The sequence below is a fragment of the Vibrio sp. 99-8-1 genome (assembly GCF_013114595.1).
Classification (GTDB): domain Bacteria; phylum Pseudomonadota; class Gammaproteobacteria; order Enterobacterales; family Vibrionaceae; genus Vibrio.
The window spans coordinates 13,739-27,338 of the sequence record NZ_VTXE01000051.1 but is presented as its reverse complement, the minus strand read 5'-3'; the positions used below and the strand labels follow the sequence as shown (position 1 = coordinate 27,338).

The 13,600-nt window shown below is 42.3% G+C and carries 10 protein-coding genes; 7 read left to right on the top strand and 3 right to left on the bottom strand.

Annotated elements, in window-relative coordinates:
- Positions 1-21: 21 nt before the first annotated feature.
- The gene (locus tag F0227_RS20430) at positions 22-1,365 is read right to left on the bottom strand and encodes a sigma-54 dependent transcriptional regulator (protein WP_171755101.1); all 1,344 of its coding nucleotides are present in this window, start codon (positions 1,363-1,365) and stop codon (positions 22-24) included.
- Between the two features lies 1 nt (position 1,366).
- On the bottom strand, positions 1,367-3,049 hold the full coding sequence (locus F0227_RS20425; RefSeq protein WP_345775818.1) for an ATP-binding protein: 1,683 nt from the start codon (positions 3,047-3,049) through the stop codon (positions 1,367-1,369).
- Between the two features lie 645 nt (positions 3,050-3,694).
- Here F0227_RS20425 and tig point away from each other — a divergent pair.
- The 7 genes from tig (at position 3,695) to F0227_RS20390 (ending at position 12,918) form a co-directional block, all read left to right on the top strand.
- Positions 3,695-4,996 carry a trigger factor gene (tig, locus tag F0227_RS20420; RefSeq protein ID WP_171755099.1) on the top strand — a complete coding sequence of 434 codons (1,302 nt, stop codon included), beginning with the start codon at positions 3,695-3,697 and terminating at the stop codon, positions 4,994-4,996.
- A gap of 276 nt (positions 4,997-5,272) precedes the next feature.
- Positions 5,273-5,899 carry an ATP-dependent Clp endopeptidase proteolytic subunit ClpP gene (gene clpP, locus F0227_RS20415; RefSeq protein ID WP_171755098.1) on the top strand — a complete coding sequence of 209 codons (627 nt, stop codon included), beginning with the start codon at positions 5,273-5,275 and terminating at the stop codon, positions 5,897-5,899.
- Between the two features lie 83 nt (positions 5,900-5,982).
- Positions 5,983-7,263, top strand: a complete 1,281-nt coding sequence (gene clpX, locus F0227_RS20410) for an ATP-dependent protease ATP-binding subunit ClpX (RefSeq protein ID WP_171755097.1) — start codon at positions 5,983-5,985, stop codon at positions 7,261-7,263.
- Positions 7,264-7,647: 384 nt separating this feature from the next.
- Positions 7,648-9,999, top strand: a complete 2,352-nt coding sequence (lon, locus tag F0227_RS20405) for an endopeptidase La (protein WP_171755096.1) — start codon at positions 7,648-7,650, stop codon at positions 9,997-9,999.
- Positions 10,000-10,193: 194 nt separating this feature from the next.
- A complete protein-coding gene (locus F0227_RS20400) occupies positions 10,194-10,466 on the top strand; it encodes an HU family DNA-binding protein (RefSeq protein ID WP_171755095.1) in 273 nt (90 codons plus the stop codon).
- A gap of 148 nt (positions 10,467-10,614) precedes the next feature.
- Positions 10,615-12,480, top strand: coding sequence for a peptidylprolyl isomerase (gene ppiD / locus F0227_RS20395; protein WP_171755094.1), 1,866 nt, complete (start codon positions 10,615-10,617; stop codon positions 12,478-12,480).
- Positions 12,481-12,567: 87 nt separating this feature from the next.
- Positions 12,568-12,918 carry a ComEA family DNA-binding protein gene (locus F0227_RS20390; protein ID WP_345775817.1) on the top strand — a complete coding sequence of 117 codons (351 nt, stop codon included), beginning with the start codon at positions 12,568-12,570 and terminating at the stop codon, positions 12,916-12,918.
- A gap of 114 nt (positions 12,919-13,032) precedes the next feature.
- Here the strand turns inward: F0227_RS20390 and rrtA are convergent, their stop codons facing one another.
- Positions 13,033-13,599 carry a rhombosortase gene (rrtA, locus tag F0227_RS20385; RefSeq protein WP_171755093.1) on the bottom strand — a complete coding sequence of 189 codons (567 nt, stop codon included), beginning with the start codon at positions 13,597-13,599 and terminating at the stop codon, positions 13,033-13,035.
- Position 13,600: the final 1 nt, after the last annotated feature.

Here is a 13,600-nt window from a genome sequence, read left to right as displayed (position 1 = left end):
GCCTATATAGCGGGACCGTATTTATAGGCTCTTGTAGTTCTCTTTATCTAGCTCATACCGTTGCATCTTATCGTAGAGAGTTTTACGGGCGAGGTTGAGTCGCTCCATGGTATTTTTTATGCTTCCGCCACACTCAATAAGCGCTTGTTCAATGGCCGACTTTTCAAATTCTGCGACTTGCTCAGCTAAACTTGCTAATAGCGTTTCTCTTTCAACGTTATCACTTAATTGCGAGAGTTTTCCTAATAACACGTATCGCTCTGCGGCATTGCGAAGTTCTCGCACATTTCCCGGCCAGTTGTGCGCTAATAATGTTTGTAAATCGGTTGGCGCTAAAGAAGTGGCCGCTTTTTTATAGCGAGCGGCGGCAACCAGTAAAAAGTGATGGAAAAGGGCAGGAATATCCTCTTTACGCTCTCTTAGTGGGGGTAAATCAAGAGTCACTACGTTTAAACGATAATAGAGATCTTGCCTAAATGTCCCTTCAACGGCCGCCAATTTTAAGTCTACCTTTGTGGCGGCTATTACTCGAATGTCTAGAGGAAGGGCTTGGTTAGACCCAACGCGTTCGATTACGCGCTCTTGCAATACTCTAAGCAGGCGAATTTGTGCTTGCATTGGCATGGATTCAATTTCGTCTAAAAAAAGCGTCCCTCCCTGCGCATATTCAAATTTACCAATACGCTTACTTTCAGCACCAGTAAATGCCCCTTTTTCATGGCCGTACAACTCACTCTCAATTAGGTTTTCTGGCACTGCTCCACAGTTTACCGCGACAAAGTTGTTCTCTCTTCGGCTACTTTGTTCATGCAGCGAGCGAGCAATAAGCTCTTTACCTGTGCCTGTTTCACCAAACAGCAGCACATCTGCGCCGGTATCAGCAATATGGGAAATGGTCTCTCTTAATTGCTGAACACAGTTGGTTTCACCAATAATCCGCGGACCCAAAGGTTGTTTTACTTTCAGCGCCTGTTTTAACTGTTTATTCTCTTCTGTTAATTGACGTTTTTCTATTGCTCGTTTAACCGTATCAATGAGGCGATCGTTGGAGAAAGGTTTTTCAATAAAGTCATAGGCTCCACTGTGCATGGCTTGAACCGCCATCGATATATCACCGTGGCCAGTAATTAATATGACAGGAATATCTCGATCATTACTCATTACCGTATTGAGCAAGTCGTGGCCAGATATGCCAGGTAGACAAATATCACTGACGATGACAGAAGGGTAGCCACTGTTTTTAATTTCGAGTAGTGCCGTTTCTGCGTCAGGAAAAAACTGTGCAGTAATATCCTCCAGCTCAAAACTCTGTTCATGTGCTAGGCGCATATCACTTTCATCATCAATAAAAAATACATCACACATGCTAGGCTTTGTTATCCTCTGTTACTGTTTTGGGCATGGTTATGGTAAATCTAGCTCCACCAAGAGGGGATGGCTCCGCGGTTAAATCGCCACCCATCGCCTGCATAATCTGTAGCGAGATGGACAGACCTAATCCTAACCCATGTTGCTTGGTGGTATAAAATGGAGCAAACAGTTGGCTCTGTTTTGTGGTTGATAAACCATGTCCAGTATCGTCGATATGAATTTGGATGGCATTACCTTGTTCGGTAAGTGTGATTGAAATCTGTCTTTTTTCTCGCTTCTCCAGTTCATCAATGGCGTTAGTAATAAGGTTGATGAGTACTTGTTCCAATTGAATTAAATTAATCCTACCTTGCAATGACTCGTTGTCTATCTGCATATCTAACTTGATCTGACTGGCTCTTAATTGTGGTTTAAGTAGTTCTATCGACGTTATGATGACAGGTTGGATAAGTGCGTCCACCAACTCATCACTGGCGGTTTTCCTCGCTAAAGACTTCAATTGTTGACTGATCTTGGCCATTCGATCGGTAAGGGCAGAGATTCGACTTAGATTGTCGATGGTTCTTTCTGGTTGTCCTTTATCGAGAAAGCGTTTGCCATTTTCTGCAAAGCTTCGTATTGCCGCCAATGGGTTATTGAGTTCATGACTAATGCTGGCAGACATCTGCCCCAATACCGCCAGTTTTGCTGCCTGTATCAACTCTTCTTGAGTTTGACGTAGCATCAGTTCCGTTTTCTCTCTCTCATCTATCTCCATTTGTAGCTCTGCAGTGCGCTCCATTACCTGAAACTCAAGCTTCTGCAATGCTTCATGCTCAATTTGAGCTATCTGCCGCTGTTTTATCTGCCGGTGTCGAATCAATAGCCATACCATCAATATTAAGGCGAAAATCAGGCTCAAAATAATCAGATAGCCGAATAGTTGCCAAAATATCCATACTTTAGGAGTCAGGATACGAATCTCTAAAGGTTGCACCGCAGTACGTTTCTTTGCGCTGATATAAGTATCTCTAAAAAAGACAGAGTGTGATTTGTTTAATTCACCATTTAAGCCATCGTGGTCTTGAATAAAATCAAGATTGTCGATCTGTTTATCAAGATATTGTCGGCTCTCTCTGATCTGTTCTGCTTGTGATGGTGAGAGGGTAAATAAGTTCTTGTACAACCATTTGGGGTTGCTAGACATAAAGATCACCCCGTTGCGGTCATTGGCGACAAAATAACTTTTATCGCTAGACCAGCCCTTTTCTATATCGGTGATATTGGTCTTGACCACCACCACGCCAATTTTTTCTGCGGCATAAGTAACAGGAAAAGAGTAATAGAAACCCCGTTTGCCAGAAGTGGAACCGAGCGCGAAGTATTGTCCTGAACCTTTATTTAATGCATGTTGAAAGTAGGGGCGAAAAGCAAAGTTTCTACCGATAAAGGTTTTATCACTGTCCCAATTACTTGCCGCAATAGTCGTTCCGTTAATATCTAATAAATAGGTATCGGCGGCTTCAATTATCTGGTTTACACTTTTTAGATAACGGTTAGTAAGCTCAATTTGGGCACTATTTTGGGCGTTTTTCAATGCATCGATCAGTTCCCGATCTTTGGCGAGCAACTGAGGAATGTAAGCGTACTTTTCGAGCTGGCTATTAAGTTGGCTTGTGGCGCGTTGTAGCTGAGCAATATTGCGCTCAACCTTACTGATTCTTGCCGTAGAATGACTATGCCTTCAAATCAGTGCCTTGATCAGCAGCCAATAAATTCTCGCTGAACAAGCACCTTGAGGTCACTTGAGTATATTTTTTGAAATCAAGATCGCCGAAGAGATGGCATCTCCTTCCAAGGTTATCCGTATATCCATAATTCGGTCTAATGACTCAATGGTAAAACAAGACTGAGATCTCTTTTTGCTTCTTTATACAAAAAAAAATCTGTTTTCCATTGAAAACCCTTAATTTGCCCCCATTTCTGAGTCGAAGTTATGTTTTTGATGCAAAGTTAAGTTTTTTTGAGCTGAAACGATAGAAAAATGCCGTTTTTTGTCGACTTTGTATCATCTTCTATTGAGTTTTTAGGACATCACTCGACAGACATGGGTCATGCCGCTAGAATGTCGCGTCTAAATTTTTGATTCTGAGACTAATCGGAGATACCTTGACCATTTTTGCCAAGATATCGCTTATTAGTCAGATGTCTGAAGTTATTCAGTCATCTAAGCTCAATTTGAATTTGTGTCTCGTTTTGAGACTCAACACACGGATATAGTCATAACTGTATGTGATATGGCTAAATACTCAGAGTTCTGAGTTTTTTTTGAGGTTTATAAATAATGCAAGCTACTGTTGAAACTCTAGAAGGCCTAGAACGCCGTCTAAACATCACTGTTCCTGCTGCTAACATCGAAGATGCAGTAACAGCAGAACTTCGCAACATCGCGAAAAACCGTCGTTTTGATGGTTTCCGTAAGGGCAAAGTTCCTATGAAGATGGTTGCGCAAATGTACGGCAAAGCAGTACGTCAAGACGTGATGGGTGAAGTAATGCAACGCCACTTCATCGAAGCGATTGTTAAAGAAAAAATTAATCCAGCAGGTGCACCAACGTTTGCTCCTGTAGAGAACGAAGCAGGTAAAGATCTTGTTTTCGCTGCAACTTTTGAAGTTTACCCAGAAGTTGAGCTAAAAGGTCTAGAAAACATCGTTGTTGAGAAACCAGTTGTATCTGTTGAAGACGCTGATGTTGATGAAATGATCGAAACACTTCGTAAGCAACAAGCAACTTGGACTGAAGTTGATGCAGCAGCAGAAGACGGTTCTCGTGCAACTATCGATTTCATCGGTTCTATTGATGGCGAAGAATTTGAAGGCGGTAAAGCTGACAACTTCCCTCTAGAAATGGGCCAAGGTCGTATGATCCCTGGTTTTGAAGACGGAATCATGGGCAAACGCGCAGGTACTGAGTTTGAAATTGACGTTGCTTTCCCAGAAGATTACCACGCTGAAAACCTAAAAGGTAAAGATGCGAAATTCCAAATTAAAGTAAACAAAGTTGAGTCTCGTGAGCTTCCAGAAGTGAACGACGAGTTTGTTGCTAAGTTTGGTGTTGCTGAAGGCGGTATCGATGCTCTTAAAGCTGAAGTTCGTAAGAACATGGAGCGTGAACTGGCTCAAGCTGTTAAGAACAAAATCAAAGAGCAAGCAATTGACGGTCTTGTAAAAGAGAACGCAATCGACGTACCGACAGCGGTTGTTGATCAAGAAATTGGTGTTCTACGTCAGCAAGCTGCTCAACGTTTTGGTGGTAACCCAGAAGCTGCAGAGCAACTTCCTCGTGAACTGTTTGAAGAGCAAGCACGCCGTCGCGTAACTGTTGGCCTACTACTTGGTGAAGTAATCAAGACTGAAGAGCTAAAAGCAGACGACGACAAAGTGAAAGCGCTAATCGAAGAGATGGCAACAGCTTACGAAGATCCATCTGAAGTAGTTGCCTACTACGAGCAGAATGAAGAGATGATGAACAACATGCGTAACGTAGCTCTAGAAGAGCAAGCGGTAGACGTAATCATCGAGAAAGCTAAAGTTTCTGATAAAGAAACAAACTTCAGCGAGCTAATGAACCAACAACCAGCATAATAAGCAGGTTGTAAGGTAAAATCTTGTTAAAGTAATAATTATGGTCCGTATGAACATTCATCCGGACCATATTTTTACCACTCTATATAAGTACCTAATCTCAGGATAAGAGAGACTTAAGTTATCCCGGGCTGAGGTGAGCTAGTAAACAAACAACTTGTTATTACTTGACTATAAGTTAAGCAGTTGCTTAACTTTTTTCATCTAAACCTTGTTAAATCAGACAAAATAGATAGATACTTATATAGATTGGTATTATTTAGGGAAAATAAGAAAATGAGCTACCAAGATAAAAACGCAATGTCTCCAATTATTGATGCTTTAGTTCCAATGGTTGTTGAGCAAACTTCTCGTGGTGAGCGTTCCTACGATATTTATTCTCGTCTATTAAAAGAGCGAGTGATTTTCCTGACTGGTCAAGTAGAAGACCATATGGCGAATCTTGTTGTGGCTCAGCTGCTTTTCCTTGAGTCAGAAAACCCAGATAAAGATATCTTCCTGTATATTAACTCTCCAGGTGGCAGTGTTACGGCTGGTATGTCGATCTACGATACTATGCAGTTTATCAAGCCAAATGTGAGCACGGTATGTATGGGACAAGCATGTTCAATGGGTGCATTTTTATTGGCCGGTGGCGCTGAAGGTAAACGTTATTGCTTACCTAATTCTCGCGTCATGATTCACCAGCCATTAGGTGGTTTCCAAGGACAAGCGTCGGATATTCAGATACATGCGCAAGAAATTTTAACCATCAAGCAAAAATTAAATAAATTGCTTGCTGAACATACTGGACAACCTCTTGAAGTGGTTGAACAAGATACTGATCGAGACAACTTTATGTCTGCGGATCAGGCGGTAGAGTATGGTTTGGTGGATGCAGTATTGAATCACCGCGGCGAATAACAGGTAAAACCACCTTTTTCGAGAAAAGCGGTCAAAATTGATATACACTCAAATCAATCAAGTAAAGGCTAAGAGGTTAGCGAATGACAGATAAAAGCAAAGAGGGCAGCAGTGGAAAATTGCTATATTGCTCTTTCTGCGGTAAAAGCCAGCACGAAGTTCGCAAGCTAATTGCAGGTCCTTCTGTTTACATTTGTGATGAATGTGTCGATCTTTGTAACGACATTATTCGTGAAGAAATCAAAGATGTTCTTCCTAAGAAAGAGTCAGAAGACCTTCCGACTCCTCGCAATATTAGCGAGCATCTAGATGACTATGTAATCGGTCAGGAATACGCGAAAAAAGTGTTAGCGGTTGCGGTATATAACCACTACAAGCGTTTACGCAATGGTGATACTACAGCAGAAGGCGTTGAGTTAGGCAAAAGTAATATTCTTTTGATTGGTCCAACGGGTAGCGGTAAAACATTGCTTGCAGAAACGCTAGCACGTTTCCTCGATGTTCCGTTTACTATGGCAGACGCAACAACGCTAACTGAAGCAGGTTATGTGGGTGAAGATGTTGAAAATATCATCCAGAAACTGCTACAAAAATGCGATTATGACGTAGCGAAAGCTGAGCGTGGTATTGTTTATATCGATGAAATAGACAAGATTTCACGCAAAGCTGAGAACCCTTCAATTACTCGTGATGTATCCGGTGAAGGTGTTCAGCAAGCGTTACTAAAACTGGTTGAAGGTACCGTTGCATCCGTACCTCCCCAAGGCGGACGCAAACATCCACAACAAGAGTTTTTGCAAGTCGATACTTCAAAGATTCTCTTCATTTGTGGTGGCGCATTCGCAGGTTTGGACAAAGTTATTGAACAGCGTGTTGCGACAGGAACCGGTATTGGTTTTGGCGCAGAAGTTCGTTCAAAAGACGAAAGCAAAACCGTGGGTGAGCTATTTAAGCAGGTGCAACCTGAAGACCTAGTTAAATATGGTTTGATTCCAGAATTTATTGGCCGTCTTCCAGTGACAACGACGTTAACTGAACTTGATGAAGATGCACTAATCCAAATTTTGTGTGAGCCAAAGAATGCACTAACAAAACAGTACTCTGCACTGTTTGAGTTGGAAGATGCTGAGTTAGAGTTCCGTGAAGATGCGTTAAAAGCGATTGCTAAAAAAGCGATGGAACGTAAAACCGGTGCTCGTGGCCTTCGTTCAATTCTTGAAGGTGTGCTTCTTGAAACTATGTATGAACTACCATCATCAGAAGATGTAAGCAAAGTGGTGATTGATGAATCCGTGATTAACGGTGAATCAGAGCCTTTGCTTATCTATAACGGCAAAGAGAGCCAAGCTGCTGGCGCTGAGTAGTCTACAAATAGCGATTAACCAAGGAGGTAAGTAATTACCTCCTTTTTTTTGTTCCCTTATTGAATACCTTTAAAAAGACCCCATATATACTCAAGTGGCCTCAAGATGTAGTATTCAGAGCAGCATCAACAGGTTCAGTTCAAGAAAGATAACCGAAGGAATGGTGTCCCCTTTCAAGGTTATCTGACGCAGAAGTGGGCATGTTAATGTGCTCCCAAAGGGCGAGTTTTATTGGCCCCTGCTCTGTGTTACAGATTCTTGCCGTAGAATGACTATGCCTTCAAATCAGTGCCTTGATCAGAAGCCAATAAATTCTCGCTGAACAAATATCTTGAGGTTACTTGAGTATACTTCTCATAAGAACAAACGGATAGAGAGAAAAATATGAACTTGGAACGTTCCGAACGTATCGAGATTCCAGTGCTACCACTGCGTGATGTTGTGGTTTATCCGCATATGGTCATTCCTTTGTTTGTTGGTCGTGAAAAATCGATCAGTTGCTTGGAATCAGCAATGGATAACAACAAACAAGTCCTTCTTGTCGCTCAAAAAGAAGCAGACACCGATGAGCCAACCATCGACGATCTATTTGGTATAGGAACGATTGCAACTATTTTGCAGTTGTTGAAGCTTCCTGATGGAACGGTAAAGGTGTTGGTTGAAGGTCAGCAAAGAGCCAAAATTCACCAATTTAAAGAAAATGACTTTTTCTTAGCGGATGCCGAATATCAGATCACCCCGGATCTTGATGAGAAAGAGCAAGAAGTGATTGTTCGCAGTGCTATCAATCAGTTCGAAGGCTTTATAAAACTCAACAAAAAAATCCCACCAGAAGTGCTAACGTCTCTATCAGGTATAGATGATGCTGCGCGTTTGGCAGATACCATCGCCGCGCACATGCCATTGAAATTGGCAGAAAAGCAACAAGTGCTTGAAATTGTAGATGTTAACGAACGTCTCGAGTTCCTGATGGGACAAATGGAATCGGAAATCGACATACTGCAAGTTGAAAAACGCATTCGTGGTCGCGTGAAAAAACAGATGGAAAAATCTCAACGCGAGTACTATCTGAACGAGCAGATGAAAGCGATTCAAAAAGAACTCGGTGACATGGATGATGCGCCTGACGAGTTTGAAACGCTGAAGAAAAAAATTGAAGAATCAAAAATGCCTCAGGAAGCTCGTGAAAAAACCGAGCAAGAACTGCAAAAACTGAAAATGATGTCACCAATGTCGGCAGAAGCGACCGTGGTTAGAAGTTACATCGATTGGATGGTTGGCGTACCTTGGGCAAAACGTTCTAAAGTGAAAAAAGACTTAGCAAAAGCAGAACAAGTGCTTAACCACGACCATTATGGTCTGGAGCGAGTGAAAGAACGAATCTTAGAATACTTGGCGGTTCAAAACCGTATTAATAAGCTAAAAGGTCCAATACTCTGTTTGGTTGGTCCTCCAGGTGTTGGTAAAACATCACTTGGTCAATCTATTGCTTCTGCGACAGGTCGTAAATATGTTCGTATGGCATTAGGTGGTGTTCGTGATGAAGCTGAAATACGTGGTCATAGACGCACATATATCGGTTCGTTACCGGGCAAGCTTATCCAGAAAATGTCTAAAGTTGGGGTTAAAAACCCACTATTCTTGCTAGATGAGATAGACAAAATGTCATCTGATATGCGTGGTGACCCGTCATCAGCGCTATTGGAAGTTCTTGATCCAGAACAGAATAACGCTTTTAACGATCACTACTTAGAAGTGGATTATGATCTTTCTGACGTTATGTTTGTTGCTACATCGAACTCGATGAACATTCCAGGGCCACTTTTAGACCGTATGGAAGTTATTCGTCTTTCTGGTTACACCGAAGATGAGAAGTTGAATATCGCTAAGCGACATCTTGTTGAAAAACAGATGAAACGCAATGGATTGAAAGTTGGTGAAGTTGACATCGAAGATTCAGCGATTATTGGCATTATCCGTTACTACACGCGTGAAGCGGGTGTACGTGGTCTAGAGCGTGAAATCTCTAAGATCTGCCGTAAAGCGGTGAAAAACATCCTGCTGGATAAAAACCTTAAGCAGCTAACGGTGAATATGGATAACCTAAAAGAGTATTTAGGTGTTCAACGTTTTGATTACGGTAAAGCAGATGAAAGCAACCGCGTTGGTCAAGTCACTGGCCTAGCGTGGACCGAAGTAGGCGGTGATTTGCTGACTATCGAGACTGAAGCGATGCCGGGTAAAGGCAAGCTGACGCAAACAGGTTCACTGGGCGATGTTATGCAGGAGTCGATTCAGGCTGCGATGACGGTTGTGCGTAGTCGTGCTGGTAAGTTAGGCATCAATGAAGACTTCTATGAGAAGCGTGACATACACGTTCACGTTCCTGAAGGTGCAACACCAAAAGATGGCCCTAGTGCGGGTATTGCAATGTGTACCGCGCTGGTTTCTAGCTTAACGGGTAATCCCGTTCGAGCAGAAGTGGCTATGACCGGAGAAATTACTCTTCGAGGTGAAGTATTACCGATTGGTGGACTGAAAGAGAAATTACTTGCGGCACATCGTGGCGGAATTAAGACGGTATTGATTCCTAAAGACAACGAACGTGATTTAGAAGAGATTCCGGACAACGTTATTGCTGATTTAGTGATTAAACCGGTGCAGTGGATTGACGAAGTATTGAGCGTTGCACTAGAGAAAGACCCGTCGGGCTTTACTGTAGAGTCCGCAAAATAGTGACCTGCTGCAAAAATAAGTAAAGAATTACGCTGACAGAGTGGAAAAATACTTGTCAGCGTTTTTTTTGGGCGCTAAGTTAGGCAACTGTTGCTTTAAGCTATATTCCTAAAGGCTTAGCGCAGAATTTATATTTTATATGGAACGAATGTTACCTATTCAAAAAATAACAGGTAACGACAAGGGGAATAAACGTGAATAAAACACAATTAGTAGAAAAAATCGCAGAAAATGCCGATATTTCAAAAGCGTCAGCTGGTCGTGCACTTGATGCTTTCATTGAAGCAGTGACAGAAACTTTAACCGCTGAAGAGCAAGTTGCTCTAGTTGGTTTTGGTACATTTAGCGTTCGTACTCGTGCTGCTCGCACAGGTCGTAACCCTAAAACTGGCGAAGAAATCCAAATCGCAGAAGCTAAAGTACCAGCATTTAAAGCAGGTAAAGCTCTTAAAGAAGCTTGTAACTAAGCAAGTCTAGACAACTTTTGTCTAACTAAAGATTGTAAATATGCGCATCACATTGGTGCGCATTTCTTTTTCTGATATTATTCGGCTATTCAACTTTTAGTGAGCGAAGAACCTTCTTCTGGCTCAATCTGTGGAGACAAGTAAGATTATGATGGATCGATTACGCGAAGGCGTGAACAGCATCGCGGTTAAGATTATCCTTGGGTTAATTATCCTCTCTTTCGTATTTGCCGGTGTTGGCAGCTATATTACTGGTGGTGGCAACAATGCCGCGGCAAAAGTAAATAATACAGAAATTGGTCGCGGTGCTTTTGAGCAAGAGTACACAAGTGAACGTAACCGAATGCAATCGCAAATGGGGGACTACTTTGCTAACCTTCTTGCTGATCCGGCATATGTTCAATCTTTCCGAAAATCAATCCTAGATCGGATGATTAACCAAGTTCTTTTAGAGCAGTACGCCGAGTCTCTTGGCATGCGTATTAGTGATGAGCAAATCAGAAGCCAAATTCTGCGTATGCAAGAATTCCAGAATGATGGCAAGTTTGATCAAGATATCTATGCCGCCACATTAAGAAGAGCCGGTTTCTCAGTAGACAGTTTCGCAGAATACCTTCGCCGTGATATGACACGTCAGCAAGTATTGTCTGCGTTGCAAAACAGTGAATTCTCTTTGGCTGCTGAAGTCGATGCTCAAAATGCATTATTGACTCAAACCCGTGACATTCGCACCATCGTTTTCAATATCGAAGATTACGCTAAAAATGTTGAGTTAACAGACAGCGAATTACAAGAATACTACGACGCGAATTCATCAAGCTATACTCGCCCTGAACAAGCAAAAGTTGCCTATATCGAACTTTCTGCCCAAGCGTTGAAAGATCAAATTGAAATTAGTGATGAGAAAGCTGAACAGTACTACTACGAAAATATTGATAAGTACTCGTCAGCAGAACAGCGTCAGCTAAGCCATATTCTGGTTGAAGGGGACGATGAAGCGAAAGCACAAGCGATTCTGGATGAACTCAACGCTGGTGCCGACTTTGCAGAACTGGCAAAAGCGAAATCCGAAGATATCGGCAGTTCAGAAGAGGGCGGTTCTCTAGGCTGGGTAGAAAAAGATGTGATGGACCCAGAATTTGAAGCGGCAGCATTTGCGCTAAGCAAAGAAGGTGAAACCACAGGTTTAGTTAAGTCCGCTTTTGGTTATCATATTATCAAGCTGGACGCTCTGAAAGCCTCTCAAGCAAAAGCATTTGCTGATGTTGCAGCGGAAATTAAAACTGAGATGGCAGAGCAAGAAGCTATTGAGCAGTTTTATGCGTTACAAACTAAGCTAGAAACAGTGGCGTTTGAGTATCCTGATTCGTTAGATGATGCTGCCGAGACGATCAACGCAAACATTGTAACTACCGACTTTGTTTCTCAGGCTGATGCTCCAGCATTACTGCTTAACCCAACCGTAATGCAGGCAATTTTAAGCCCAGAAGTAAGAGAAGACGGACTTAACTCTGAAGTGATAGAAGTTGCCCCTGAGCACGTTATTGTTGTTCGTGTTGAAGAGACGCGTGATGCGACAGTACTACCGTTTGAAGAGGTAAAATCGCAAGTGGTTGCTCAGTTGTCAGCGGTTAAAGGTGAGCAGCAAGCAATGGAAATTGCAACTACGGTTGTTGAAGCACTTAAACAAGGCGACGACAAAGTCATGGCCGACAATGGCGTATCATTTAGTGAGTTAGAAACCATTGATCGTGGCAACCCATTGGCGCAAGCAGTCTTTGCTATGGCTAAGCCAACAGAAGAACAAGCCACATATACTCAGACAACGGACTTGCAAGGTAACATTATTGTTGTTGAGCTAGATAAAGTAATGACGTCTGATAATGCTGACTTTACAACACAGATTACTGCTCAGCTTGCACGTTCAAATTCTCAGCAAGATATAGATGCTGTGGTGAAAACGCTTCGTGTAGATGCTGACATTGAATACTACGTTGTGAGCGCTCAGCCGTAAATTAATGTTCAATCATAGTAAATCAAACGGGCCGCTTTAGCGGCCCGTTCTATTTTTGTCGCAGTAACAACGACAAAAGCACGATGAGTGGCTGATGATACTGCTGCATTTCAATACTATGGAGGAACGAATATGCGAATGTATCAACGATTATCTCTATTTTTACTCTGTTTTACTTTTACTCTCCCCAGCTACGCTACGCCAGAAGGGCAGCTAACGGATAAAGAGCATCAGGGCATAACAATCACCGTCAATGTTAATACTGCAGGCTTAGAAGAGCTCTCCACGCTTTTAACCGGCATCGGAGAAGCTAAAGCGCAGCGGATTATTGACTATCGAGAGAAAGTTGGTCTTTTTAAAACGGTGGATGAGTTAATGAATGTAAAAGGAATTGGCCCCGCATTTATCGAAAAGAACCGTTCTAGAATAGAGTTGTAGTGTTTAACCTCGGTTCGGAATCGCCTAAATTATCCTGAGCTGAGGTTAAATTACTTAGTATTGCTCCGGGCTGAGGTGGCTTAGATAGATAATCAAATTGTCTTTTTTATCTGTTCATTTGCGTGGTTTATTTATTAAAGACCATTTTCGGCTCAAGTTCACCAGTATCGCACACGTAGTACCAAACACGCCGCCAGCGAGATGCGCCTCAATCGCGACATTGGCTTCAATTAATGCTGCGGTACTCGATGATGGGCCAAACCACTGCTCATAAGCGATTTTTGCAATGACCCCAATCACAAGTAACCAACTGGAGCGTCGCCCGGATAACGCTTCACAGAGGGCGTAATAGGCAAATATACTGTGCAGTACTCCTGACAATCCGGCATAGATTGTTAAATTATCAAAGAGCAAACTTCCACCAACAAAAATGGCACTGCTGATTAAGATGAATAATAAGCTGCTGGCTGTAGGGCGAAAAAGATAGGTTATGATCCATAACGCTGCCATGTTCATAATTAGGTGAGTCACGTTAGTATGAGTAAAGTTTCCTGTTAGGATTCGCCACCATTCTCCTTGCTCAATAAGAGTGGCATGCCATATAACGGTTGCCTGAATTTGAGGCAGTTGTAAAATGGCGCTGATAACAGTAATGATGGTTAACAGAAGGTATCTATTCACT

Excerpts from the sequence above, each read along its gene's own strand:
- lon (WP_171755096.1), top strand. The coding sequence starts at position 7,648 with ATGAACTTGGAACGTTCCGAACGTATCGAGATTCCAGTGCTACCACTG.
- clpX (WP_171755097.1), top strand. The coding sequence starts at position 5,983 with ATGACAGATAAAAGCAAAGAGGGCAGCAGTGGAAAATTGCTATATTGC.
- F0227_RS20430 (WP_171755101.1), bottom strand. The coding sequence starts at position 1,365 with ATGTGTGATGTATTTTTTATTGATGATGAAAGTGATATGCGCCTAGCA.
- clpP (WP_171755098.1), top strand. The coding sequence starts at position 5,273 with ATGAGCTACCAAGATAAAAACGCAATGTCTCCAATTATTGATGCTTTA.
- ppiD (WP_171755094.1), top strand. The coding sequence starts at position 10,615 with ATGATGGATCGATTACGCGAAGGCGTGAACAGCATCGCGGTTAAGATT.
- tig (WP_171755099.1), top strand. The coding sequence starts at position 3,695 with ATGCAAGCTACTGTTGAAACTCTAGAAGGCCTAGAACGCCGTCTAAAC.